This window comes from Nostoc sp. FACHB-133 (assembly GCF_014698055.1).
In the GTDB taxonomy this organism is placed as follows: Bacteria; Cyanobacteriota; Cyanobacteriia; order Cyanobacteriales; family Nostocaceae; genus Nostoc.
Map to the genome: position 1 here is coordinate 21,674 of NZ_JACJSH010000009.1, position 26,802 is coordinate 48,475.

At 40.8% G+C, this 26,802-nt stretch carries 12 protein-coding genes and 1 pseudogene; 5 read left to right on the plus strand and 8 right to left on the minus strand.

The features are described from left to right. Positions 1-406: 406 nt before the first annotated feature. Positions 407-1,570, minus strand: a complete 1,164-nt coding sequence (gene dnaN / locus H6G86_RS09785) for a DNA polymerase III subunit beta (protein ID WP_190934157.1) — start codon at positions 1,568-1,570, stop codon at positions 407-409. A 481-nt stretch (positions 1,571-2,051) separates the two neighbouring features. Here dnaN and H6G86_RS09790 point away from each other — a divergent pair, with 481 nt between their 5' ends. Continuing rightward, positions 2,052-2,477, plus strand: a complete 426-nt coding sequence (locus H6G86_RS09790) for a hypothetical protein (protein WP_190934158.1) — start codon at positions 2,052-2,054, stop codon at positions 2,475-2,477. A 446-nt stretch (positions 2,478-2,923) separates the two neighbouring features. Further along, the gene (hetI, locus tag H6G86_RS09795) at positions 2,924-3,643 is read left to right on the plus strand and encodes a 4'-phosphopantetheinyl transferase HetI (RefSeq protein WP_190934159.1); all 720 of its coding nucleotides are present in this window, start codon (positions 2,924-2,926) and stop codon (positions 3,641-3,643) included. Between the two features lie 90 nt (positions 3,644-3,733). Here hetI and H6G86_RS09800 read toward each other — a convergent pair whose 3' ends face one another. From H6G86_RS09800 to H6G86_RS38605, 7 genes and pseudogenes are all read right to left on the minus strand, one after another. Continuing rightward, positions 3,734-4,537 (minus strand): SDR family NAD(P)-dependent oxidoreductase, encoded by an 804-nt coding sequence (locus H6G86_RS09800; protein WP_190934160.1) that lies wholly within the window; start codon positions 4,535-4,537, stop codon positions 3,734-3,736. 570 nt (positions 4,538-5,107) lie between these two features. Continuing rightward, positions 5,108-6,622, minus strand: a complete 1,515-nt coding sequence (locus tag H6G86_RS09805) for a thioester reductase domain-containing protein (RefSeq protein ID WP_190934161.1) — start codon at positions 6,620-6,622, stop codon at positions 5,108-5,110. 2 nt (positions 6,623-6,624) lie between these two features. Continuing rightward, positions 6,625-8,301, minus strand: coding sequence for a PfaD family polyunsaturated fatty acid/polyketide biosynthesis protein (locus H6G86_RS09810; RefSeq protein ID WP_190934162.1), 1,677 nt, complete (start codon positions 8,299-8,301; stop codon positions 6,625-6,627). 250 nt (positions 8,302-8,551) lie between these two features. Then, a complete protein-coding gene (locus tag H6G86_RS09815) occupies positions 8,552-13,300 on the minus strand; it encodes a PfaB family protein (RefSeq protein ID WP_190934163.1) in 4,749 nt (1,582 codons plus the stop codon). A 243-nt stretch (positions 13,301-13,543) separates the two neighbouring features. Further along, positions 13,544-15,271, minus strand: coding sequence for an SDR family NAD(P)-dependent oxidoreductase (locus H6G86_RS09820; RefSeq protein ID WP_190934164.1), 1,728 nt, complete (start codon positions 15,269-15,271; stop codon positions 13,544-13,546). Between the two features lie 325 nt (positions 15,272-15,596). Continuing rightward, positions 15,597-21,032: a type I polyketide synthase gene (locus H6G86_RS09825; RefSeq protein WP_190934165.1), complete on the minus strand. Its 5,436-nt coding sequence runs from the start codon at positions 21,030-21,032 to the stop codon at positions 15,597-15,599. A 223-nt stretch (positions 21,033-21,255) separates the two neighbouring features. Further along, a pseudogene (locus H6G86_RS38605) lies at positions 21,256-21,536 on the minus strand (hypothetical protein). A gap of 1,426 nt (positions 21,537-22,962) precedes the next feature. Here H6G86_RS38605 and H6G86_RS09830 point away from each other — a divergent pair. The 3 genes from H6G86_RS09830 (at position 22,963) to H6G86_RS09840 (ending at position 26,661) form a co-directional block, all read left to right on the plus strand. Beyond that, complete coding sequence (locus tag H6G86_RS09830; protein ID WP_190934166.1) at positions 22,963-24,171, plus strand: ABC exporter membrane fusion protein; 1,209 nt, start codon at positions 22,963-22,965, stop codon at positions 24,169-24,171. Positions 24,172-24,269: 98 nt separating this feature from the next. Next, positions 24,270-25,448, plus strand: coding sequence for an ABC transporter permease DevC (devC, locus tag H6G86_RS09835; RefSeq protein ID WP_041565091.1), 1,179 nt, complete (start codon positions 24,270-24,272; stop codon positions 25,446-25,448). A 208-nt stretch (positions 25,449-25,656) separates the two neighbouring features. After that, positions 25,657-26,661: an NAD-dependent epimerase/dehydratase family protein gene (locus tag H6G86_RS09840; RefSeq protein ID WP_190934167.1), complete on the plus strand. Its 1,005-nt coding sequence runs from the start codon at positions 25,657-25,659 to the stop codon at positions 26,659-26,661. Positions 26,662-26,802: the final 141 nt, after the last annotated feature.

Here is a 26,802-nt window from a genome sequence, read left to right on the forward strand (position 1 = left end):
AGGCAGGGAGAAGGACGCAGGGAGCAAGGGGGCAGGGAGCAAGAGGGCAGGGACAGCCCGCAAATATGGAAAGCCACTTGGCAAATTGGCAACTCTGAGCAAATTAACTGTGTTATTTTTAATAACTATACAAGGTGTATTTGCACTTTCAAGCTATTTTTTAGACGGGCTGCAACCCGTCTTTATTTATCTCCAAATCCTTTTACAGCAGTTTTCATGTATTTGAACTATATCTGTCGTAGGAGCAATTCATGAATTGCCCCTACGACGAAAGTGCTAAATTTAATGATTTGCTCAACAATTGTTAGGGTGTTATATAACATTTTCTAAACAACATCTCAATAAAGAGAAAGAGGTTTGAATCTGTTCTTCTCCCCTGCCCCCTGCTCCCTACCCCCTGCCTCCTTCAACTTCTCAGTTGCACAGGCATAGCTAAATAGGTCATTTTCAAACCACCCAATGGTGTAAAAATAACTGGAGTCAGGCTTTGATTTAGATGCATTTGAATTTCGGAAGATGGTAACTCTTTCAAGCCTTCCATCAAATATTTAATGTTAAAAGCAATTTCAATGTTTTCTCCAGATATCTGCGCCGGCATTGACTCTCTACCACTACCCACATCTTGAGCTTCACAAGATAAGGTAATTTCTTGAGCTTTGCTATCAATACTAAGTTTGACAATATTATTTTTCTGATCTGCTAGCACAGCAATTCGTTCCAAAGTGCTGACAAATTGTCGCCGTTCAATTGTCACTTGTCGTTCAAATTGACGCGGAATCAATTGTCGATAAGCAGGATATTGCCCTTCTAATGTGCGACTAGTCAAGCGTTGATTTTGCCATGCAAACACAACTTGACCTTGATCGAAATATAAAGCTACAGGTTCATCTGATGAGGCGCTATGAGCTAGCATCCTTTGGAGTTCGCGTAATGCTCTTGCTGGTACTGTCACCTCTAGTTGACTCGTTCCGCCTAAAGGACGCTCGTTGCTAGTTTCTACCACTGCTAGGCGATGTCCGTCAGTAGCTGCAAATTCTAGGGTATCTTGTTTAACTGTTAAATGCACTCCCGTGAGTACTTGTTTAGTTTCATCACCACTGGTAGCAAATAATGAACCCCGTAATCCCTCAACTAATGCGGCGGTGGTGAGATAAATTACTTCTGTATTTTCAATTACAGGTAGTTCAGGAAATTCTTCCGGCCCCATTGCTCGGACTTGATAATGTCCACTTTTGGGTGTGAGTGTAACTATTAAACCTTCTCCACCAGATGTTGCACCTGTGAGGGTTGATTCATCGTCTAAAGTGATTTCGCCTTCTGGAAGACGGGAGGTGATATCTACAAGTAACTTAGCAGGAAGTGCGATCGCACCTCCTTGCCATACCTCTGCATTAAAGCTGGTGCGGATTCCTAAGCTGAGATCGAAGGCTGTTAAGCTTACTTGGTTAGTTTCAGCATCCGCTTGCAACAGCACATTGGCAAGTACTGGATGAGTCGGTCGTGAAGGTACTGCACGACTAACGAGTGAGAGATTTGTACTGAGATCGCTTTGGGAGCAAACTAATTTCATAAGTGAGATTCAGCTGGTGAAGGATATGGTAACATCCTTATTGTTTATAGGCGATCGCTCTTACGCTTCAGACTATAAAAATTTAAACGTTTGCAACTAATGTTGCTTGATTTATAAGAAACGCTTAAGTCTTTCTTGCAAATGTATAAGCCGTTGCAGCAAAATGCTTAATACTTTGCAACAAACACTCTTTCATGTATAAGAAACGCTTAAGTCTTTCTTGCAAATGTATAAGCCGTTGCAGCAAACGTTTAATACTTTGCAGCAAATACTCTTCCATGTATAAGAAACGCTTAAACCATTGCAGCAATTGTTGTAATGAACTTATGAATCTATTTATTACCTAAAACTAAACTTAGTCTAAATAAAATTAACTAAATCTTTTGAAATGCGATCGCAACTTATTTGTAGTATTTTCCCATGACAACCAAATATATATTTGTATAAAACAGTACTATCAACCTAGTAGCAGAGATGCATTATGGCACGTCGTAAAAGAAATTCCAGCATTTTAGAACGAGCCGATCGCCGGATTGAAAGTTTACAATCTATTAGTGTAAAACTTGACTTTGGCGAAGGAGTGAATATACAAGCCTACACCATGACAATTAACGATCTACGATCTAAGCTTGCTGCCTACAACACTGCGTTATCTACCATTGACAAACTCACAGATGACGTGAATAACGCAGAACAGGCTGTAATAGCAATGTTAGAAAAAATGTTACTAGGAGTTGGCAGCCGTTACGGTAAAACCAGCCAAGAATATGAGATGGCAGGTGGTGTGCGACGAGGTAATACCAAGAAGAAGCGAAGCGTAGTAGACAATTCCCAAGTCACCAATTCTGTTCAGCTTTCTTCTGTAAATGGATCTATGAATGGGGCATCAGATGCGATCGTCAGTTAGCTAAAATCCAATAGGGTTTATATAGCGGTTCTCGTACCCTGCGGGAAGCCGCTACGCATCTTATAGATGCAATAGACTTTAACCTCTCTCTTTTTAGGCATCCCATTTATCATATTAGGTAAGTTTAGGTAAGTTAACTACCTGTGGAAAACTTGTGGAAAAACATGGGTAATTTTCCACAAAGTAATTATACTTAATTAAGTTTTATCAGGAAAATATCAAGTTTTCCACAGATTTTTCCACAAAAAGTAAGATTTTTTCCATAATCTAAGTTAAATTTAATCAATTTTTATACGTTACTTAATATTTTCAATTAATTATTCAACCATTAAGACTAGCGATCGCACTACTGCTTGTGGAAAACTTAAAATATATCTTCAGGATAAAATAGAGACTAGCAAAGCTAAACTTCGGTAAAGGTTACAAAACAAATCAAATCAGATTCAATGACCGCTACTCATCATTTTTGGCTACCTGCACCGACAGATTTAACTTTGTTACCAGATGAGATTCATGTCTGGCGTATAGAACTTGACCAACCAGAACTAGAACTACAAAATTTAGCAGCAACTCTTTCCAGTGACGAAATGGCTCGTGCTGAACGGTTCTATTTTCAGGAACATCGACAGCGTTTCATTGCTGGTCGTGGCATCTTGCGAGCTATATTAGGTCGCTATTTGGGTATCCAGGCGCTACAAGTGCAGTTTAATTATCAACAGCGTGGCAAACCAGTATTAGCAGATACATTTGCCAATAGTGGACTAGCATTTAACTTGTCTCATTCCCAAGGGTTGGGTTTGTGTGCGGTGAATTGTATTCGCCCAATTGGTGTAGACCTAGAATATATTCGCCCGATGTCTGATATTGAAGCTCTCGCCAAACGGTTCTTTTTACCGAGAGAATATGAAATGTTGCGATCGCTATCTCTCAATCAACAGCAAGAAGTATTTTTCCGTTACTGGACTTGTAAGGAAGCTTATTTAAAAGCAACCGGAGACGGACTATCCCAGTTAGAGCAAGTTGAAGTGTCGCTGACTGCTACAGAACCAGCCAAGTTACAGATAACTGAAGACTGGAGTCTTTTTGAACTAGTACCTACTAACGATTATGTTGCTGCCGTTGCCATAGCAAATTATGGCTGGAACTTAAAATGCTGGCAGTATTGATCTTGATTAAGCTCATCTCATGGGTGAAAAAAGAGAGATATTGCAGAAAAATGACAAATGACAAATGACCAATGACCAATGACAACCAGCTTACTTATCCTCCTGCATATTTCTCACAATTTTTGTCACTAACTTTCTAGGTACAAATCTGACGCTTTTTGCAAGTAATTTATTCATAAAACCAGGAATAACAATGGTTTTGCCCTTCATTAAGCCGCGAAAACCAATTTCGGCTACAGTTTGTGCATCCATCATCCTCTTACCCTTGAGCAACTTCGAGTCAGCCATCCCGGTTCTTTCATGAAAGCCAGATTCTGTTGAACCTGGGCAAAGAACTGTCACAGTGACACCTGTACCTTCTAATTCATTAGCGATCGCTTCAGAAAAAGATAAAATATAAGCTTTAGTAGCAAAATAAACCGCCATCAAAGGCCCAGGTTGAAAAGCAGCAGCCGAGGAAACATTTAATATTTTACCTTCACCTTGCTTTACCATGTGCTTTACAAATAGCTTGGTTAAATGGGTGAGGCACACCAAATTTACCTGTAGCATTTCCAGTTCAGTCGCTAGGTCTGTTTCGTGAAATAATCCATAGATACCAAATCCGGCATTATTTACCAGCACATCAACATTAATATTGGCAAGTTGCAACTCCGTGAAAATTTCTTCAGGAGCAGTTGATATAGATAAATCCTTAACAATAGTTTTGACAAGATTTCCGAATTCTTTTTGGAATTTAGCTGCAATTTCTACTAGCTTTGGCCCATTTCTGTCTACTAAGACTAGATTGTAATCATGAGTGGCAAAAATACAGGCTAATTCGTAGCCAATTCCACCGGCTGCCCCAGTAATAAGAGCAGTTTTTTTGCTCTGAATTTGATGTGTTTTGTTCATGTAAAAATATTGGTGAATTCAACTTGATGAAGCTGCCTTGCATTTACAGTGGTTCTCGTTCTACAATTAAGTACGCGTAATATTTGAACCGACAATAACTGTCTTGAGTTATTACCATTTCAAATGCTTGTGTGATGCCTTGGATAGATGTAACAATCCAAACGTAAATTTAGGACTTATACATCAAATAAGTTGAGCATTAAAGAAGTTTGATTATTTCAAACTACTAGCACTGGCTTTTGATTACTTACAAAAGCCAGCAGGCAAAATCAAACTTTTATGCCCGACACTAACCATTCTATCTTCAATTGCTTCTGTCAAGGGGTGAATCCTAAAAATTTACATTATTGAGCATAAAAAAACAGGGCAATTATATTGCCACTGTTGGTATATAAGTTGTTGCGAGCATCTGAAATATTAACTATTCAGCAGTACTGAGTTTTAAAAAACATCGACTAAATAAACTTATTTTGTTGTAGTTGTAGGGTGTGTTACGGCTTACGTAACGCACCGAAAGTATTCGGGATAGTGCGTTATGTTCCTAACACATCCTACGCAAGTTATGAACTCCTAAGCGAGATTCAAGAAACCACTTTGAATCAAGTAAGCTGTATAAGTCATAAACAATTGAGAATCAATTGGAGGACAAGCAATAGAACTACCTGCCAATGCGTGAAGAGTATCTTGGCAGCTAATGTGGGGTCTTCTAGCTTGTAAGTACAAATCAGGAATAGTCAGTTGTTCATCAGACCAACGTTCTAGCAAAAATGGCCGCAGAGTGTACAAAGGATTATCCGCAGAAGTCACATTATTGATTAACTCAGATTGCCATTTTTCGTAAGGAATCATCTCAACTGAATAACCAAAAGAGCGTATCCACTCAACTAGCATTTTTAAAGCAGCAGGTTGGGGATGTTGTAAATTGAAAGCTTTACCTATGGATTCTTTTTGGCGTGATAGATAAACAATGGCTTTACTTACATAGTCTACAGGTGACATATCCAACATATAATCTACATCAGGGAAATATCCCATTTGTAGACAGCCCTTGGTCATCAAGTTGATAAAGTCATGTGTGTTACAAATGCCTGTTTTACTATCACCAGAAATCAGTGGGGGTCTATGGATAGTTACAGGCAGTCCACGGTCACGAGCAATTTTGACTAACTTTTCAGCTACCCATTTAGTTTGTGAGTAACCAAGATAAATACCTTCCCAATGATTGAATTCATCCTGCTCTTTGACAACCTTGCCAGCATAAGCAGTGGATTCAAAAACAGCAACGCTAGAAACGTAATGTACAGGTTTGACTTTAACTTGACAAGCTAATCTCAAAACTTCTTGAGTGCCTAAAACATTGGCTGCTTTTAGTGCGGAGTATGGGAAAACATAATTCAACAAAGCGGCACTATGATATATAGTATCAATATTTGCAGCTAAGACTTGAAACTGTTCCGAACCAATACCTAACAAAGGCTGAGATAAATCGCCGACAATCGGAATAATTCTGGAGGTAAATTCTTCCTGCCAAATTGCATACTGTTCCAGATTCTTTTGGAGTTTGCTTTTGCCTTCTTCGGCATTAGCAGCACGCACTAAGCAATAGATATCCGCATTAGTTTCTTGTAGCAATTCCCGGATGATAAAAGCTCCTAAAAAGCCTGTTCCTCCAGTTAAAAAGATGTTCTTGGGTTCACCTATAGCTACATTGGATGCAGCGCCGGGATGGATGGTGGGGTCAAGAACAGCTTCAGCACCTAAATCTAGAACAGAGGGTGCAGCATTGGCATTAGAGGCTGTCACCTTTGTATCTTGAATTGGTGAACCTTCTTGCACTTCTTCAGCTAAACGCTGTGAAAGAGCCTCAATATTTGGGTAATGCCACAGCAGCAATGGAGAAGGTTGAAATCCAAGCAACTTTTCTAAGTTACTTACTAGAATCATTGCTTGGGCTGAATCCAACCCATAGTTTTCTAAATGTTCTTTGATATCTATTTCATCAGTTGCTACTCCTAGCAACTTAGCTAAGTTAGATACCAAAAATATTTGAATATCGTCTGCTGTGAAAGACTGTTTTATACTCACTTTTAAATCTCCAACAATGATGTAGAACGAACAGGGTGATATTGACTGTAATAATCGGAAGCTTGCAGCCCTTGAATTTTCAAATTTTGAACACGGTACAAAAAGGCTGCACCAGTCATAATTTGATTAGCAACATCAACTACACCACGATTATTTGGTTCAGATAGGTAAGAACCGCGTACCCAGTCATTGAAACCGCCCATTGCCGGGCCACACCAAATTTGATAATCGACTTCTCTACCTTTTTCACCAGAACTAGACCAGCGAGAAGATAATCCTAAATACCAACGGAAAATCAACGCCATTTTTAGTTTAGGATTATTAACTGCTTTCCCAAGTTTTTCAGGATTCTTTTGGGATAAATAAGCCGCAGTTCCTTCCCATACTTCAGCAATAGTTTTGCGAAAAACTTGTTTTTCTAATTTCTGCCTTTCTGCCAAAGGAATCTCTTCAATGGAATCATAAGCGCGGTAGAGTTCAAATAATTTCTGCGCTCGCATGGGGAACATCGTACCCCGTTTGAGAACTTGCAATTTGACTCCCATTTCAAACATATCTGCTGCTGGGGCCATTATCATATCAGCCATTTCAGCTTGGGCTAATAACTTTTTGGTATGTTCACAAGCCCCAGATTCAACACATGACTGATTAATGGAACCAGTCATTATATAAGCAGCACCCATCATGAAAGCTGCTAATGCTGATTGTGGTGTCCCAATTCCCCCTGCAACGCCGATTCTGATAGGTGTTTGGTAATGATATTGTGCTTGAATTTCATCCCGCAAAGCAATAATAGAAGGTAACACACAAACCAGGGGACGGTTATCTGTATGACCTCCAGAATCAGCCTCGACGGTAATATCATCAGCCATCGGAACTTTGGCTGCAAGGGTTGCTTGTAACTCAGTAATTAACCCTTGTTCAAGAAGTTCTTTGAGTATTCTGGCTGGTGCTGGTTGCAGAAATTTAGTAGCAACTTCTCGGCGAGAAATTTTGGCAATGATTTTATTTTTGATTTCAATTTGATTGGCGCTATTCAACCCCAATCCCGCAACACGGTAATAAACAATGTTGGGGGTCAAGTCGAGAAATGCAGATGCTTCTACTGTTCTCACTTGATATTTGAGATATAAATCTACAGCTCGGCGTTCAATCGCAGGTTCGTTGGGGCTGTGGATTAGATTAAATGCGTAGGGCCCTTGAGGTAAGGCTTGTTGAATGCGATTTATGGCTGCTTCCAAACGTTCTGGAGTTAAACCACCTGCACCAAAGGAACTCAAAATTTGCTCTTTTCCGAGTGCAATGACCATTTCTTCGGAAGCAATTCCGCCAGCCATTGCGCCGGTAACGTAGGCATATTTCACTCCATAAGAGGAGAGAAAATTCGGATCTCCAAATTGTTGAATGCGGATTGGTGCTGCAAATGTTAGCAGTTCTACTTGTGCTGTTGTGCCATTATCACCAGGGGATAAATAACCCTCATTAGTGACACCGATTTTTCCGGCAACTTTCACGATGTAGCAGGGTTTATTTAATACCATCAATTTATCTTTGATGGTTTGTTTCTCAAAAGATACAGTTTCTAAAGAACCTTTCCAAACCTGGTTTTTGTTATGAGACCAAGCGGAGAAGTTAAGACCATTATCGTGTTTACTTAGTACCGTATCTACGGTTGTCACGGTAGTTATCCCTCGGATTATACAAACAATGGATGATAAAGTTGAAGGGTGTTGACTCTGTTAACGAACCGCAGAGGCGCAGAGGGCACAGAGTAAGAGAGTAATACCAATTCTCTGGGAGATGCACGTAATAATTTTTAAACGAACCGCGTTCGCGCAGCGTCTCGTTAGAGAAGGACGCAAAGGGCGCGAAGGAAGAGATAAGTTAAGAATTAGTCGGTGCAAGTTGAGAGAGAATTGGTATGAGATATTAAGCTTCTTCGTTAAGCAAGTTTTGGGCACAAGCTAGTTGCAATTGAATGATTTCGCTCATTTGCTGACTGTAATCTTGTCTAGCTTGTAAGAAGGCAGTGTGTGCTTTAGTTATCTTTGAATTATTAGCATTGAGCTTTTGATACTGGGTCTTATTTAAATCGAACATGCTGATGATGCTACTAATTTTTTGAGTTCTGACAGGTGGGAAAGAAACAGGAATTGGCTGTCTAATTGCGCTTGACTCAGAAGATTGTAATTGTTCTCTCGGTTCAAAAACGTTATCAATGATATTTTTCGGTTTTACTTCTTCTAGCTGAGGCAAGATGTTAGGAGAATAATTTTCTTGTTGGGTTATTTGGTTGGAAGTGTTAAGAGAATCTGTGATTTCAGATTGTTGGACATTAGGTATATCTGGATGCTGTATTTTGAAGCGATCGCTCCTAAGATCCCCAGCGAAATTTTCAACAAGTTTACGATTTTCTTCGCTCAAAATTGTAGCTGCGATCGCTTTCCCACCCAAGGTAACTGTTCTCAATGTTGCTTTTTTTGAATTAGCAGTGTCTTGGGCTTTGCTATACAGTGGTGATAAATCGACGTTCACCTGATGACTGAGTAGTTTTGCTAATGCTTTGACCATTGAAGCATGGTCATCCATTCCCCTACGATTGAGAGAAACTGTGATGTGTTCTTTGTTGCCAAGAATTTTATCAATCCATCGTGAACAAACACTACCAGCGCCCGCTTCTAAAAATATTTTGACCCCATCACCGTAGACGCGATTAACTAATTGCGGAAAATCAAGTTCTTGGCACAATCCTTTGGCGATGTTGTGCGCGATCGCATCACTTTCAAGTACAATCGGTTGATAGTCGGCGGCTGAGTAAAAAACGATACCGGGAAGATTTTGCGATGGTAAGGTGTTTACTTTCTTGATTTCCTCGTACTGCGATCGCATCGCTTCACAATGTATCACATGGTCGAAGGGAGCGGGGAACGCATTGCAACCTAAAGTCGCAATCACTCGCTTACAGGCTGCATCTTCACCAGCAATTAATACTTCTTCTGGTGTGTTGATTTGAGTTAAGTAGACGCGATTCTCATGTTTCAGGCATTCTCTAACTTGAGATGGAGTAGCCATGAGAACATAGGTATTCCAAAAATTGTTGTTTGGTGAATCGGTTAATCCCCAATATTCACGCACCGCATTTTTTGGCCCAGATAACTTATCGCCAAATAGAGGTGATGAGTTTAAGGTGTTACTCCCGCCCTCAAAATCACTCCAAACCCCTTGGGCAACCATCATACTAGTTTCACCCAAGCTATACCCAAATACAGATTGCGGCTTGACTTTAAAATCATCTCGGAAGATTGCTGTCATGTATCTAGCAAAGGCGATTTCACTTTCAAACATTGCTAGCGAATCATCTAACAACTGCTTTTCGAGAGTTTCTAGTTGCCTAGTCGTCAATTTAGGTAAGCTTCTGGGATAAACTAACTTTTCAACATCGGCTGCCCGATTGTAGAGGTTGTTACTTTTTAAATCCTCGAAAACTTTAGGAAATAAACGAAAGACAGTCCGACCAATGCCAATATAAGAATTGACTGCTGCGGGGTAAACGTAAGCAACTGCTCCAGTTTTACCCAATGGTTTTGCTGTGAAATAACTTCCGAGTGGTGTTTGCCAATCTGTGCCATTTTCAAAGGCATTATTTACACCTTTGCGGGCAGATTCAATTTCTTTGAGTAAATCTTTTGTGTTACGTCCAGTGATTGATAAGACATATTTTGGATTAGATTGCTGCTCAAAAGTAACGAATGTTTCGCTGGCGGTAGCTGATAAAGAGGAACTGGCTTCGATGGATTTTTGGAGATGGTTCAGGATATCGGGTATAGTGGAGCGATCGCTAACTGCGATCGGAAACAGATAAAAAGGCATTTGTTGCAAATATCTGTTGTCGCGCTCCTCTTGGCTGGGTTCTTCCGATAAGATTAAATGGGCGTAACTGCCATCTATACCTATGCTATTAATTGCTGCTATTCTACGTGTACCGCCTTTATCGACAAACCAAGGTCTTGATTCCATCGCCACATAGAAGGGGCTACCTTCCCATACTTGCGGTGTTTTGACACCAGACCATTTTGGTGTGGCGGGAATATACCTGTAATAAAGACAGAGAGCGGTTTTGATTAAGCTAGCAATTCCCGATGCTGTATAGGTGTGTCCGATATTGGCTTTGACGCTACCTAATGCACAGTGCAGACCATTGCCCACTTTCGGATAAGCTTGGAGTAAACCTGTGATTTCGGCTTCATCCTCCTGGGGAACGCCACTACCGAAGACTTCCACATAGTTAACCTCTGTGGGTTGAATCTCCGCCATCTGGAAAGCTTGTTTGCAGACATTGCTGATAGCTGAAGCATCAGGTTTTACCAAAGCATCACTCAAAGTAGAATTACCTTGTACAAAACTCATGGCATCAATTACTGCATAGATGCGTTCATTATCTTCCTTAGCGGCTTCGTAGTGCTTGAGGACGACAGCACCCGCACCCTCACCAACCGTCCAACCATTAGCTTGTTGGTCGTAACCCAACGTATTGACACCTGTATTAATTGGGGCAAATTGGCTGCGGAACAAGACGTTTTCTACACCACCAGCTAAATCTACTGCACCAACAACGACTGCATCAACTTCTCCAGTAGCGAGTAGCATTTGGGCAACTTCCAAGGCTTTGAGGGCAGAATTTTCGCCAGCGCTGACGGTGAATGCAGGACCAGTGAAATTCCATAAAGCAGAAATCCGACTCGCCATGATGTTGGCGATGTGACTCACATATTCGCCGATTTCTACTGGTTGGTGAATGCTATCTTTGACAATGGTTTCTAGTTGCGCCAGTTGTTCAGCAGGTAGAGAAATTCCTTGGTTGAGTAAGCCATCCTTAACTTGCCAAGATAGATTCCATCTTTGCTGTAGCTGATGCACAGAGAATTCTGTCTCTGCGGCGACTATAACCGCTACATTGCCGCCTTCCTGTAGTTTCGCATCTTTTACGGCGCGATCGCTAACTTTCAGAAGCAACAATTGTTGTGGGTTTAACTTCTCGATTTCATTTGGTGGGATTTTGCACGATAAAGTATCGATTTCAAAATCCTTGATATATGCCCCTACTGGTGCTTTCCCGTCTGTTAAACCGTACTCTCTCAGAACACTTTCTTGATTTTCTATACCGTGCCATCTTTGAGGCGGTAGAGTAGTAAAATGCTGTGTTCCATCATAAATACTGCGTTCAAAAGCATCCAAACCATTGCAGTTACCAAAAAAGGCATCCATGCCAACAATGGCAATTTTGGTAGGTGGAACAGGCGGAGTTGATTCAACTGATTCTGTTGTGGTTCCTTGTTCTAAAATCAGATGAGAATTAGTGCCGCCAAAACCAAAAGCACTGATAGCTGCCCGTTTAATTGGTGCGTTATTATTAGGCCATGCTGTAGCTGTTCTAACAATTTTATCGGCGGAAATTGTACCTTTTTCTGACGTTAAAGGTTCCGAAACATTCATGGTTGCTGGAATTACACCATGCGACATACTCAAAATCACTTTAGTTAAGCCAACCATGCCAGCAGCAGTTAGCAAGTGACCAGTATTTGCTTTGGCAGAACCTACCAGAGGTGCAGCTTGATTTTGACCAAAGAATGTTTCTATGGAGTTGAATTCGGTTGTATCTCCTAGTAATGTACCTGTGGCGTGACACTCTAGATAATCGATGCTTTTTGGACTAAATTTAGCCTCATTATAGGCTCGTTCAAAAGCTAAAACTTGTCCTTTAGGATTCGGACTCAGTAAATGCTTACCCTTGCCATCATTTGAAAGTCCATTACCGCAGATAGTAGCGAGAATATTATCGCCATCTCTGACGGCATCAGAATATCTTTTTAGCATCACCATCCCAACACCATCGGCGGGAATTAGCCCTCTAGAGGACTTATCTAAGGGACGGCTAATACCGTTTTCTGCATACCCTTGAACACCGGAAAATAACATCCGCACGAATAAGGAATCAGCACAACTGATGGCTCCAGCTAACATGACATCAGCTTTGTGTGACCATAAGTAATGAGATGCTAGTTTAATCGCATAAAATGATGACGAACAAGCAGCATCCAGACATAAATTAATCTGGGATAGAGATAGAGCTTGAGCAACGATAGATGCTGGTAAACCAGATATCATCGCATTGTATAAAGATGCTTTGGTTGCACTTGGAATAGCTAAATCAAAGTCTTCATATTGCAAAAGTTCTCTGACAGCAGGATTAATAGCTTGCTGGTAAATTGGCGAGAATAATTGATTAGATAGTTTTGTTGGAAATGACAAATTACCTAAAATTACGCCGCATTTTGCCAGAACAGTTTGATTACCCCAATAACCACTCTGTACAATTGCTTGTTTAGCTGCATACAATGACCATTTGAAGGTGTTATCTAAACTGTCAACAAATTCTGATGGTAGATTGTATTCGGAGGGATTAAACTGGAAGTTGCGGATGTAACCGCCTTTGAGGGAATAAGTTTTGTCTGGTGTACCTTTAACTGGATTGTGAAATATTGTCGGATCTACTCCGATTTCTTCGACGGTTGCAGAGGATGTCGAATCTTTTTGATTAACGATGTTTTGCCAGTATTCTTCAGGATTCTTTGCATCGGGGAATAGGCATGATAATGCGATGATGGCTATTTTTTCCACGATTTATATGCTCCGAGTTTGGGTATTTAGCAAGAGATAATTAAAAGGCAGGATTTACGCTGTTCCCCAAACTTTGAAGTGGCAAGTTATAGCAATCCTATTTTAGTTGTGAAAAATACTCTTTTTAACGAACCGCGTTCGCGTAGCGTCTCGCAGAGAAGGCGCGAAGGACGCGAAGAAAAGAAAGAATTTTACAGAGATTTTAGGACTGCTATGTAGATGTTGAGTGGTAAAGGAGGATTATTAGCTTCTGAGCATTTTCATTGACCAAATAATGGCATGAGCGCCGAGCATTCGTGAGTATATTTTACCTTGGCGGTCGTGTATGATAAAGTTTGCGATCGCACTACTTGGTGTCTTAGCTAGTACTTCACAAGAAACGTAAAATGTTTCGTTATGTGGTATCGCTTCAAATTGTTCAAATTTTTCTACTTTTCCAGGTAAACAACCTTCTTCATGAAAGTGTTGTGTCCAAATCCATAAGGCGTGCATACTCAAGTCTGTTGTATAAGGATTTACCCATTGGACTGGGAATTGTCCTTGTTGCTGTGGTGTGAGTTCTGGCCAAAGACACTCTGTTGTAATTTTTTCAAGACTGATGTTTAAAACTCTTTTGACCTCTTGAAAACCAGGGCCGTGAAATAATGTAGCCCCACCATTTTGGTAAAATGCTTTTCCTGTAGCGGTGATGATATTATCTTCTTGGAGATTGAGAGATTCATAAGTGGGTGCAGATGGGATTTCTCGCTGGAGATTGAGTTGAGCGCTAAAATGAAAATGGATTCTGCCTTGTGGGTTTTTACTCGAAATTTTGGCTTTAAGTTCGATTCTTTCAAGATTAACTTTAGAAATTTCTTCTATCTCTAAAAAATGTTCCTTCGCTAATGTCTCATTGAAAGTAATTCCCTTTAAAACTTTAAAATCTTGGTAATTAAACAATCTGTAACCTGGATATAACTGTTCACAAGCATTGATAATCCAGGTCATTGCACAAGTTGCTGGTAAAACTGGAGAACCAGCAATCGTATGATCGTGTAAAAATGGATTAGCCTCCAATGTCATTTGGCGACGAATACGATGGGTTCGTAGTTCTGAATCTAACTCCGCCGCCAGGGGAACTAATGGGCTACCAATAACAACTTGTGCAGTTGCATGATTGGCGTTATCCATTTCCTTAACCAGCATTTGTGCCCCAACTGCAATGGGAATTATATCAATTTTCCGCTCTTGAAAAATCTTCTTTAATTCTGCTGTCACCATTCCACTGTCCCAAGCGCCCCAGTTGATAGCGACTACGTGACATGAGGGATAACTTTGCTTAAATATATGGGCTGATTTGTTCAGAATTTCATTTGCGATCGCATAATCAGATTGTCCAGGATTTCCGTAAAAGCCTGTTACTGAAGAAAACAAAACTAAATGCTGAAGTTGATTAGGGTTAACGCAAGTTAGCAGGTTTTCTAAACCTTGAACTTTAGCGGTGTAAACTTTTTCAAAATCCTCTTCTGTTTTCTTTTCAATTAACTTATCAGCTAAGTTTCCCGCGCCGTGGATGATTCCGGTAATTGGGCCGAGATGTTGCACAGCAGTGGCAAGTTTTTCTTGTAAAGCTGTCGTATCTGTAACATCGACGCTGATATATTCGGCTTTAGCTCCGGTTTTTTCAATTGCTGCTAGTGTCTTTTTAATTTCACGGCTGGAGGTAATTTTGTTATATATTTTTTGTACATTCATGGGTGTGGGCTTCTCTCCTTGAGAAAGAAGGTTTTCCATGATGCATTTTTTCAATGCAGAGTCATCAGAGTTTTGAGCATAATCTGGCTCGGTTTCTAATAGTTCGGAGCGACCGAGGAGGATGAATTTGCAGGGTTGCTGTTGGGCTAATCTGATAGTACACTCAGCCGTAATCCCTTTTGCACCGCCGCTCACGACAAAGACAGATGATGGACTAAGCTGGGCTGTTTGTGTCATAAATCCTCGTGAATACCTGCTTAAATTTGGTTTTGATGTACAACTGATTCTTGAAACCCCGCTTCCATTCCTCTCCCCTACAGGGCTACGGTGTACACGCAAGTCTGAATTAGCTGATTAACCAGGGTTTTACCCCACCCTAACCCTCCCCTTGTAAAGGGGAGGGAACTGGATTTCTTATTTCCCCCCTTTATAAAGGGGGATTAAGGGGGGTAATTCGACTTGTGTGTACGCCGAGGCTTTGATTCTTACTCCCCTTCCCTTGTAGGGAAGGGGTTGGGGGTTAGGTTTGAGAGAAAAGTTGCACACGACGTTAATCAACTTTTTAATCGGCGATAATAGTCACTCGTCCTTGTGAACCATAGCCAACTTCACTGATATAAAGGTTGGGATCGTGAAGTTCGGCGATGATGTTTTGTACTGACTGTTTAGCATCAAGTCTGGGGCTTAGGTCGATCGCACGAGTAAATACTTTTGGCCATTCCCATCTCAGAGTTTTGGTTAATCCAAATAAACCAGCGCCGATCGCACCGAAGTTAACTTTGTACTCTAAGCCGAAGGCTCCATCAAGGTGAGCAACTGTGCAGAAACAACTACGTCCATGCTTTGCGGCTTCGTTTAGAGAGGGTTTGAGGTGTTTCGCCATCAAAAATACGTGCTTGACGATTGCCTTTTCTGATTCGTTATAAGAAATACTCCCGGTGTGATTTCCTACAAACATTGGATGGAGATGGATGAAGGCCCCAATCGTTCCGCAGTGAGATGCGATCGCTTGCAATTGTTGTTGAAGATGTTCTTCACTCAGGTTTGCTAAGGTGACGCGGGTTACTCCTGTGGGTAAGGGCGCTTGTTGGGCGATGAGCGATTGGGGGAAGCTGATAACTACTACTTTCCAGCCTTTCTCGATTAGGGATTCAGTTAATTTGTAAGTGGTGAGGGAACCATCATCGGTGATTAAACCGATGTGTCCCTCTGGTAACGTGAAATCCAAGTAATCAGGTTGTGCTAGGCTTCTGAGTTTGACGAGATGGCGCTGGATATTATGCTCTAATTCCGGTGGCTGTTGTTGGACAAACTCAGGCTCAGACTTTTTTTTTTCACCTCCAGCCAACTGCTGTAGGTAATCGACTATTTGACCGATGGTGCGGAGATCGCCTAGTTCTTCAATATTCGGTTTGGGTAAGTTGGGGTACATTTCTTGCATCGCCCCTAAGATTTCTACCCGTTTAATCGAGTCAATCCCTAAATCGGCTTCCATGTCCATTTCCAGTTCCAGCATCTCAACTGGGTAGCCAGTTTTATCGCTGGTGATGGCTAACAGGGTTTCACCTAAGTTTGCAAATTCATCACTTGTAGCGGGAGTGGGAGCGGCTTCTTGTTCTGGAGTAAATGCGACAACTACGCTTGGTTCCGGTGCAATCACTACCTCAACTACTGGTGCAGCTTCTACTGGAATCTCAGTTACTTGTTGTATTTCGTGAACTGCAATTTCTACCGAAACACTTTTAGAAGCGTGAGATTGCAGATACTCTACAACTTGACCGATGGTGCGTTTTTCTGACAGTTCTTCTAAATTGGGCTTGGGTAGGTTGGGGTACATCTCTTGTAGCGCCCCCAGAATTTCCACCCGTTTGATAGAGTCAATCCCTAAATCAGCCTCCATGTCCATCTCCATTTCCAGCATTTCGACTGGGTAGCCGGTCTTATCGCTGGTGATGGCTAAGAGGTTTTTATCCAAGTCAACAATATCGATGGTTGCGCCAGATACAGGTGCAGCAGTTGTGGGTGCTGGTTCTGGGGTGAATGCAACAACTTCGTTGGCTGGAGGTGAGCTAATTTTGACTACAACCTCGGCTTGGGGTTCTACTACTGGGGCAGGTGGCTCTACTGTCTCGACAGTTGCGAAATGCGGTGTGGGAAGTAGAGACGCAATTGATTGCTTCTCTGGGGATACAGGAGTTTCAATTACAGACTCTACCAGTTGGGGAGCGGGTGCCAGAGGAGCTTGGGTAACATTTGAGCCATTTTTAGCTACAGGCTCAGTTACAGGCAAAGGTTGGCTTTCTACTATCTTGGTAGTAGCGGGTACGGGTGCATCACTAACAGTTGTTTCTATAGTGAACGGAGTGAAATTGCTGAGTTTCTCTGTTAGTTGAGTTGCTCCCTCACCTGAGATGATTTGAGAATACTCTTGCTGTATGAGTTGGAAAAAGCTCTTAGTATATTCCAGCTGCTCTTGAAGATATTGCTCATGGATGCGTAGAGTTTCACCTTGTTGGGAATGAAACTGCATCATGCTACGCTCTAGGCTTTCCATGACAACTAGCTTCATTTTGGCAGTTTCGGCTGTTGATTTACTTTCACTCAACAAGGAATTCTGCTGCTGCATCAGTTGGAAAAACGCTTTAGCGTATTCCATTTGATGATTGAGATAAGTACCGTGAACTTGTAAATTCTCGGCTTGATTTTCCTGGAACTGTGTCAGGAGGTATTCTAAACTTGCTAAAAGTTGTTCGTAATTTGTAAGTTTTTCTGGTGTTGGTTGCATCTTAGATTCCTGGGCTGGTTGTGAAAGGGTCACAGGATTCATTTGTTGCTCTGTTTGGGTGATGATATTAGAACTCACACCGTTCATTGTTGCGGTGGATTTTTTATGTCCGTTAGTCTCGATCGCAGCGAGAGTTGGAGTTACACCTGGGCTGCTAAATAAAGGAACCGCATCAGAATATTCAGGAGCGGGTAATGTGACTTTATGCCCATCCTGCAAAGCTAGAGCGAAGGCATTTTTCGTTTTTTCGGATCTGTAGTTTATGCCGTTTAAACGGACATTTAATGTCTTCTTCGTCTCAATTGGCGGGATGGTTTGGGGAAGTTGGTAAGGATCGAGGTTATTCAAAGCCATACCTATCACCCGCAACTGCACAACTGCTTCTCGCAAAGAGCGATCGCTATTCTTTTGAGTGCTGGGGTTCAAAGATACGGTGATATGTGGGCGATCGCCAAGGATATCTTTGACTAAGTTAGTGAGAATTCTTCTCGGCCCAAATTCCACAAAGCAAGTACCACCCGCCGCATAGATATTTTCAATTTCCTGCTTGAACAGCACTGAGTTTGAAAGGTGCGTTTCCAGGATTTTTTGAATACCTTGGGCTTCTTTGGGATACTGCTTACTGGTAACGTTGCTGTAAACAGGGATTTTGGGACTTTGGAATTTGACAGACTTGGTAGCGATCGCAAAGGATTTCTGAGCAAAGGCGATTAGCGGTGTATGGAACGCTGCTGAAACAGGTAACAATACAGCTGTATATCCTTTCTCGTGTAAAATCTCTCTGACTTTCGCTATTTCTGCGGTCGGCCCAGCCAAGACAAATTGAGTGGGAGAATTTTGATTAGCGATCGCAACTTGCGGAAAATGTCTGATTACTGCTTCAACTTTGCTGATGTCTTCTTTGACAGCCAGCATACTTCCCGCATCATGATCCGGATCTTCGGGTGCCGCCATTGCTTGACCCCTAGCTTTCACTAAGAACAAGTAATCTTCGGTATTCAAAACCCCCGCAGCCCATAGCGCGGTTAGTTCACCAAAGCTATGACCGGCAACAAAATCTGACTTGAACCCAGCTTGTTGCAGTATGCTGTACATCCCTGCACTCAACACCCCGATGGCTGGTTGAGCGTATTCTGTGCGTTGCAAGGCAGCAATTTGGACATTCTTTTCAGCCTCTCCAAACACAGGATGAGGGAAAACGATTTCTGACAACGGCTGCAAATTGTCTTTGAGCAACAGGCTATCCATATAACCATGAAGACGGCGCATCAAAGGAAAATTCATTACCAGTTCGCGTCCCATCTCCAAGTATTGCGAACCTTGACCAGAAAATAGAGAGACAACTTTTCCGCCCAACTCCATACCAGAGGAACGGTAATAAATCCCTTGGGGATGCTCCCAAGATGCTGCTGTTCCTTTGTGTTTCAGCCACTCAATGCTAGTTTGCAATAACTTGCAAGCTTCTTCCAGATTCTCAGCGACAAATCCAAATCTGGCAGCAGAGAGGGGAATTTGTTGTGATTTGCACTCATTGACTAATTGTGCGTAATGTGTGGGTGCTTCAGGCGATCGCAACTTACCTAAAATCTCTTCTGATTTGCTCAACAATTGCTCTACCGTAGGAGCAAACAACAGCACTTCACTAGCACCACTGTGTAAGCGATAAGCGGCGTTTTGGTCGGCTTCATACTCTTCCAAAACGACGTGATAGTTAGTTCCGCCAAATCCAAAGGAACTTACACCTGCGCGTCTTGGTGCTTCACCTTCTGGACGAATCCAAGGTCTGGTTTCGGTATTGAGATAGAATGATGAATTTTTAATGTTGAGTTTGGGGTTTGGCTCAGTGATGTTAATTGTCGGCGGTAATACCTTGTGATGTAAAGCCAAAGCAGTTTTAATCAAACTCGCCGCACCCGCAGCCGCTTTTGTGTGTCCAATTTGCGATTTCACACTACCCAAAGCGATATGCTGCTTTTTATCATCATGTACATCAAAGAAATCTTTTAAAGAACCGAACTCTGTCGGATCTCCAGCCATTGTACCAGTGCCATGTGCTTCCATCAAACCAACAGTAGCGGGAGAGAAGCCGGCATCTTCATAAGCGCGTTCTAAGGCTTTAACTTGACCTTCTTTGCGCGGAGCATAAATGCTCTTGTAACGCCCATCGCTGGAAGTACCAATACCTTTAATTACGGCATATATTTTATCATTGTCCCGTTCAGCATCTTCTAACCGTTTCAGGACAATCATCCCGATACCTTCACCCAGCATCATCCCATCAGATTTAGCATCGAAAGGTTTGACATTTTCACTGGGAGAAACCGCCGGTGTTTTGCTGAACGAGATGTAAGCCATGATGGTGTTATCGGTATCAACACCACCAGTCAGCATCATATCAGAACGATGCTCTACTAGCTCACTAATTGCCATTTTTAAAGCACCAAAGGAACTAGCGCAAGCGGCATCAACTACGCAATTCATCCCGCCAAAATTTAGGCGATTGGCAATTCTACCCGCGACTACGTTAGCTAACATTCCAGGGAAAGCGTTCTCATCCCACTTCACATAAGCGCTTTTAATTTTATCAACGATTTTTTTGGTATCTTCATCGGATAAACCACTGCTTTTGAGGGCTTTTTCCCAAATGGGATATTCCAACCTGGCAGAAAGTGGCATTCCTAATTGCTTGGCCATCGCCACGCCTAAGATTACCCCAACCATTTCGCGGTTAAACTCACGTTTTTCGCCATAACCTGCATCTTCCATCGCCTCTTTCGCAACCACTAAACTTAATAGTTGCGATACATCCGTGACTTCCAAAATGCTGGGTGGTATGCCGAATTCCATCGGGTTAAAATCTACCTCTGGAAGAAACCCGCCTCTTTTACAATAGGTTTTATCTTCAGTAGTTCTGGGATTCGGATCGTAATAATCTTCGACGCTCCAGTGAGTGGAAGGAACATCAGTAATACAGTCAATTTTGTTTACAATATTTTGCCAGTATTCCCGCAAATTTCTAGCTTGAGGCAATAGAGAAGCCATCCCAACAATGGCAATAGGATTGTGTTGTAATTGTCTGTTAATTTTGTTGATTGACACTGATTTATCTGATTTCATTTTTTTTCCCTCGATAGACTTAATCACAGCCTGTTCACAATTATTGACAAGGCTTTCTAACTCCGCTAAGGCAGTATCAATTGAATAAGCAGACATAGGGCATAGTGAGTACTGTGGATTGTGTAGCTACAGTAATTTCTGTTGCCTACTAATAATCAAAAACTCTGGTTTTATAAGCAGCTAGCTATCCTATCTCCGCTAAATGCTTGTTTCCAAATCAACACCACACGACACATACTGCCAGGGTAAAGCCTTATGTTTCCAGGCAACTTTGGCACACTGCGTAGGCGTAGCCCGTCGTAGACATCGCGAAAAAATGTTATCCAACGCTAGAGCTAGACTCTTGAAATTGTGGCAATAGGTCAATAACGTTGTTAAAACTGGTAAAATAGTCTTGGAGTGTAATAGCTGCTTGACCAGTGAATTTAATCCATTTGTAATGGTAGAGATTTTGAGTAATGGTATCCTACTGGAGTGATGGAAACTGAGGAGTAGCTAAGAGAACAGAAATGTTTTTTCACCCGAAAGCTTTTGATTATCTAGCCTAACCACAGCAACATAGCTGTTGTTAATGACAACGTTCTGTATCTCTAAAGTCATAGCCAATTTCAACGTTCGGGATAATGTATTTTATGCTATTTGAACTAGGAAAGTTGACAAGTTCGTTACACAAAAGACACCACCTTTAACCCGAATTTATGCAAGTCGAAAAAGTAATGAAACGAGCAGACGATGATGGAGAAGCAGTTATCTTTAGTTATTTTTAATTTCAAAATCTCAATTAAATAACTAGTTTGTCTAACCACTTTAAAGCATTGAATTAATAAAAACACTAACATACTTTACAGAAACTAAATCATTTCTTTAAAGTTATTTTATAAAGAAACATCCACAATTACTGATGTTAATTTAAATAAAATTCAGAACTTAAGTATAATTTGTGACTGTATAGATGTGTTAGAGATTTTGTTATCTACGGGTTAGATAGAAGTTTTCTGTGAATTAAGTTAACAATGCAAATCTGTTGTCTACTAAGTAACAATTCAAGAAATACATAGATAAATTGGATAACCATAAGTATGTTTTCTCAGAGAAACATCATAATTTAGTCAAAGTTTCTGGTTATTTTTCAATATAAGTCAAGTTAAGAAGTAAAGCGGTTATTTATAAAGCAAATGTTAATTTTTACTATGTTGCTTGATAAACATAATCATGATTGCATTAGTTAAAAAGGCGGTTAGAAAGCCAGAGCGAATGGGATGCCTACGCCACACTGTATGTAGCTTGCTTGCTTCACCGTAGGAGTACGTGGCTACACAAACATTCCACCCTTTGCATTCCCGGAGGGTAGACCACCCCTAATAAAAATTGGGTATTTAAAATCTACGGAGGTGGGTAAAGACTTGTGTAGGTGCGGTTTCTAAGCACCCTTTAATTACTATGAGTAAAACCAATAATAATGTCTTATACTACACAACCCTGTTAACAAGAATCTGTTAGTAATATCAAATCTACTTAATCACTAACTATCTGTTGGTATTCAATTAGCAGATAAGAGATTAGTGATGAATACATTTTTTCAGAATTTAATCTTACTGTGAACAAATTTTTAGTGAGAGAATCAGGACTTATGCAAAGTCAAACGGTTGACAAAAATCAATTCCTACGCCATAGTTAATAACAAGTTTATCCAAGTTTTGATTTCATTTTTATTGGCGCTTCCATGTTCTTGAGAGTTAGGTTTTCTGGTTAGCGCTATTGTATTTTAAGCTACTGGATTAGATGTCAAATTAGGATATAACTTAGGAAGCTTTGAAGTAACATCACCATTAATTTTCACGCCACAATAGTAATTTTGGGCGGCAAAAGCGTACAACAATTCATATAAAACCACTTTAGATACATCCACTTGATTAAGGTAGAAACCTTGGAGGAAAAGCCCTCTAAGTAATTTGTGGATGAGTCTATTCTAATGGACTAAATATAACCAGGCTATCCCCTAAGAAAGCAGAATTGGAATGAAAAGATGGCAGTAAATAAAGAAAGCCGATTATTCACAAAACCCGTAGGTAGATCGCAAGTAATTCTAGCAGCTTCTCTAACTTTAGCAGCCGGATTAATAGCTTTTTATAGTTTGGTACCATTTTGGTCTAAACCTAAAGTTGTGACACCAGCAGCGAATCCTCCCAAAGCTGCCACGCCTGCAAAAGTTGCTGTAACCGCCTTGGGACGCTTGGAACCAGAAGGGGAAGTTACTACTTTGACTGCTCCCACTTCTAATAATGGGGTGAGAGTCGAAAGACTATTGGTGAAAGAAGGAGAGGCGGTTAAAGCAGGGCAATTACTGGCTTATTTAGAAAATTATGGGCGTTCTAAAACCGCATTACAACAGGCTATAGACCAACTGCAAGTTGCCAAAGCTAAATTAGCGCAGGTTAAATCTGGAGCTAAAACTGGAGATATCGATGCTCAAAAGGCAGCGATCGCCCGTTTAGAGCCACAATATAAAGGGGATGTTGCTACTCAAGAGGCGACAATCGCCCGCATCCAGGCTGAGGTGGATAATGCTCAAGCTGAGAACAATCGCTATCAGCAATTATATAAACAAGGTGCGATCGCTGCTTCCGTAGCAGATACCAAAGCTTTGCAACTCAAGACCACACAACAGCAGTTATCAGAAGCTCAAGCCACCCTCAAGCGCACTCAAGACACATTCCAAGAACAACGCAAGCAAGCACAAGCACAACTCACCAGTATTAGCGAAGTGCGTAGTGTAGATGTTCAGGTCGCGCAAACCGAAGTCAACAGTGCCACAACTTCTGTTCAACAAGCAAAAGCCGACTTGGATTTAAGTTACATTAAATCTCCCATAAATGGCAAAATTTTAAAAATTCACGCCAAAACCGGAGAAGTCATCAGCAGCAGTAGAGGATTTGCTGAGATAGGTAAAACATCTCAAATGTATGTGATTGCAGAGGTGTATCAAACCGATGTTCAAAAAGTGCGTGTAGGACAAAAAGCCACAATTACCAGCACTGCATTTACTGGAACAATAAAAGGAACTGTAAAAGAAATTGGTTGGCAAGTTGACAAGCAAAACATCTTCAGCATAAACCCTGGTTCAGATACAGATCGCAGAATAGTTGAAGTGAAAATCTCCATCGATAATCTCGCAGATAGTGAAAAGGTGGCTCGTTTAACTAACTTACAAGTGGATGTCGCCATTCATATTTAGTCATAAAGCATAGGTCATTCACAAATGACAAATGACTAATGACATAGGCGCTCCGCCTTCCCGCAGGGTATGACCAATGATAAATGACAAATAAATCCATGAATTTCAAAATTCCTTTAGGATGGCTACAGCTAGCGCAGCAAAAAGTTCGTTTACTAGTAGCTGTAGCCGGGATTGGTTTTATTGTACTGTTAATGTTTGTGCAACTTGGTTTTCAAGATGCTCTTTATTCCAGTGCAACTGCTGTGCATCAGAATCTCAAAGGAGATTTATTTTTAGTGAGTTCGCAATATAAATCTTTGACCTCAAATCAAAGTTTTTCACGCACTCGTTTGTACCAATCCCTGGGGTTTGATGGCGTAGAGTCAGTTAGCCCTATGTATTTGCAATTTGCCAAACTGAAAAATCCTGCAACTAGTGAAAAATATTCAATATATGTTATTGGTTTCGATCCAGGTAGACCTGTGATGAATCTCCCAGAAGTGGAGAAAAATTTAGATAAACTCAAAATTCCCGATGTCGTGCTTTTTGACCGGGGTTCTCGCCCAGAGTTTGGCCCAATAGCAGAAAAATTTAATGGGGGAGAAACTGCACAGACAATTGAAATATTTCCCTACAGTTCATTGATTGGCTATAGAGTGAGAATAGGTGGTTTATTCACATTAGGCCCTTCATTTGGAGTAGACGGAAATTTACTTGTTAGTGACTCCACTTTTTTGAGGATAAATCCCAATACTCGTCCGGCGGATATGATAGATATTGGTTTGATTTCACTCAAACCTGGTGCTAATGCCGAAAAAGTACTGAAAAATTTACAGGCAAATTTGCCTAGTGATGTCCAAGTTTTTACCCGTCAAGGCTTCATTGATTTTGAAAAAAACTATTGGGCTGTTAGAACACCCATTGGTTTTATTCTTAACTTAATGTTGACAATGGCTGCGGTTGTTGGTGTGGTTATTGTTTATCAAATTCTTTACAGCAATATTGCGACTCAGTTTGTTGCTTACGCAACTTTAAAAGCCATAGGTTATGCCAATAGCTATTTATTGAATGTGGTATTTCAGCAAGCTTTAATTTTGGCAATCTTAGGTTATATTCCAGGATTTATTACTTCTGTATTGTTATATAGTTTTGCCGCAGAAGCAACTAAACTACCAATAGTTATGACAACTAATAATGCAGTGATTGTCTTAACTTCAACAGTTTTAATGTGTATAACATCAGGAGCGCTTGCTATCAACAAACTCCGCTCCGCAGATCCAGGAGATATTTTCTAGCTATTCGTTGCATCAAAATAATCAAATTCTTTTGCCATGATATAGACTAATAACTAAGCGTTGGTTCAGGCTCTCCACAGAAAAATTCTTCTTTATACCAACTTTTTATTTTAGATTAAAAGTCTTTAGTTGAATTTAAATTTGGTATAAATTTTCAGTTTTTTATCTAGCAACTCAAATTCACCCATTTAACAATAATTTCGATTTTATGAACCTCAAAGACAAAACCCTGCTAATTACCGGGATTGATGAATTTGTCGGTTTGCGTACAGCCGAGTTAGCCATCGCACAAGGAATGAAGGTTCGTGGAATTACAAGTTCTACAGAACAAAACAAACAATTACAGAATTTAGGTGTTGAGATAATTATTGGTAGTATCACAGATTCTACTATTGCTCAAAAGGCTTGTCAGGGGGTAGATATCGTTTTACATACAGATCAACTTGCCGAAGAAGCTGGCGCAATTAAGAATTTCCGTGATGTTAATGTTGGTGGTACTGTCAACATTGCTAAAGCCGCTAAACAGGCTGGTGTCAAAACATTTGTGCATCTTTCCAGTGTAATGGTTTACGGTTTCAACTATCCTAATGGTGTTACAGAATCCGGGCCACTTTCTGGCGAAAATAATCCTTACTGTGAAACTAAAATAGAAGCCGAAACAGCAGTTTTAGAACTTAATAATCCTCCAGATTTTGGCATCATCGTTATTCGAGCCGGAGATGTTTACGGCCCAGGAAGTATTCCCTGGATAGTCAGACCGGTTCTGATGATGCGTCAAAAATTATTTGCCTGTGCTAACGATGGCAAAGGAGTGATTAATCATGTATACATAGATAATCTGATTGATGGCATCTTTCTAGCGATAGAAAAAGAAACCTACGGTGAAATATTTAATATCACCGACGGACAAGAAACTTCGTGGAAAGAGTATTTTATGCGTTTAGCAGCAATGGAAGGTTTATCAGCACCCCTTTCATTACCGAAAGATGAAATCAAGTTGTTTCTAAAGCTACGCGTTCAAGGACAAAAACTTTTTCGAAAAAAAGTTGATATCCTACCAGAGTCTATAGATTTTATGACTCGTCCTTATGCTTGTTCTATTGTCAAAGCACAAAGCCTGTTAAATTATAAACCAACAATTGACCTAGAAGAAGGAATGCAGCGAACACATGAATGGCTGCAAAAAACAGATATTCAAAGCTTGATTAAATAGTCAACAAATTTTAATAATTCAGGAGTCATAATTCAGGATGATTATAAAATCAATAGGCAATAGCACGGTTGATTGATTTGATTCAGCTTAAAGTATCAAATTATTCTGGATTCTGACTTCTGGCTTCTGAATTCTCAATGC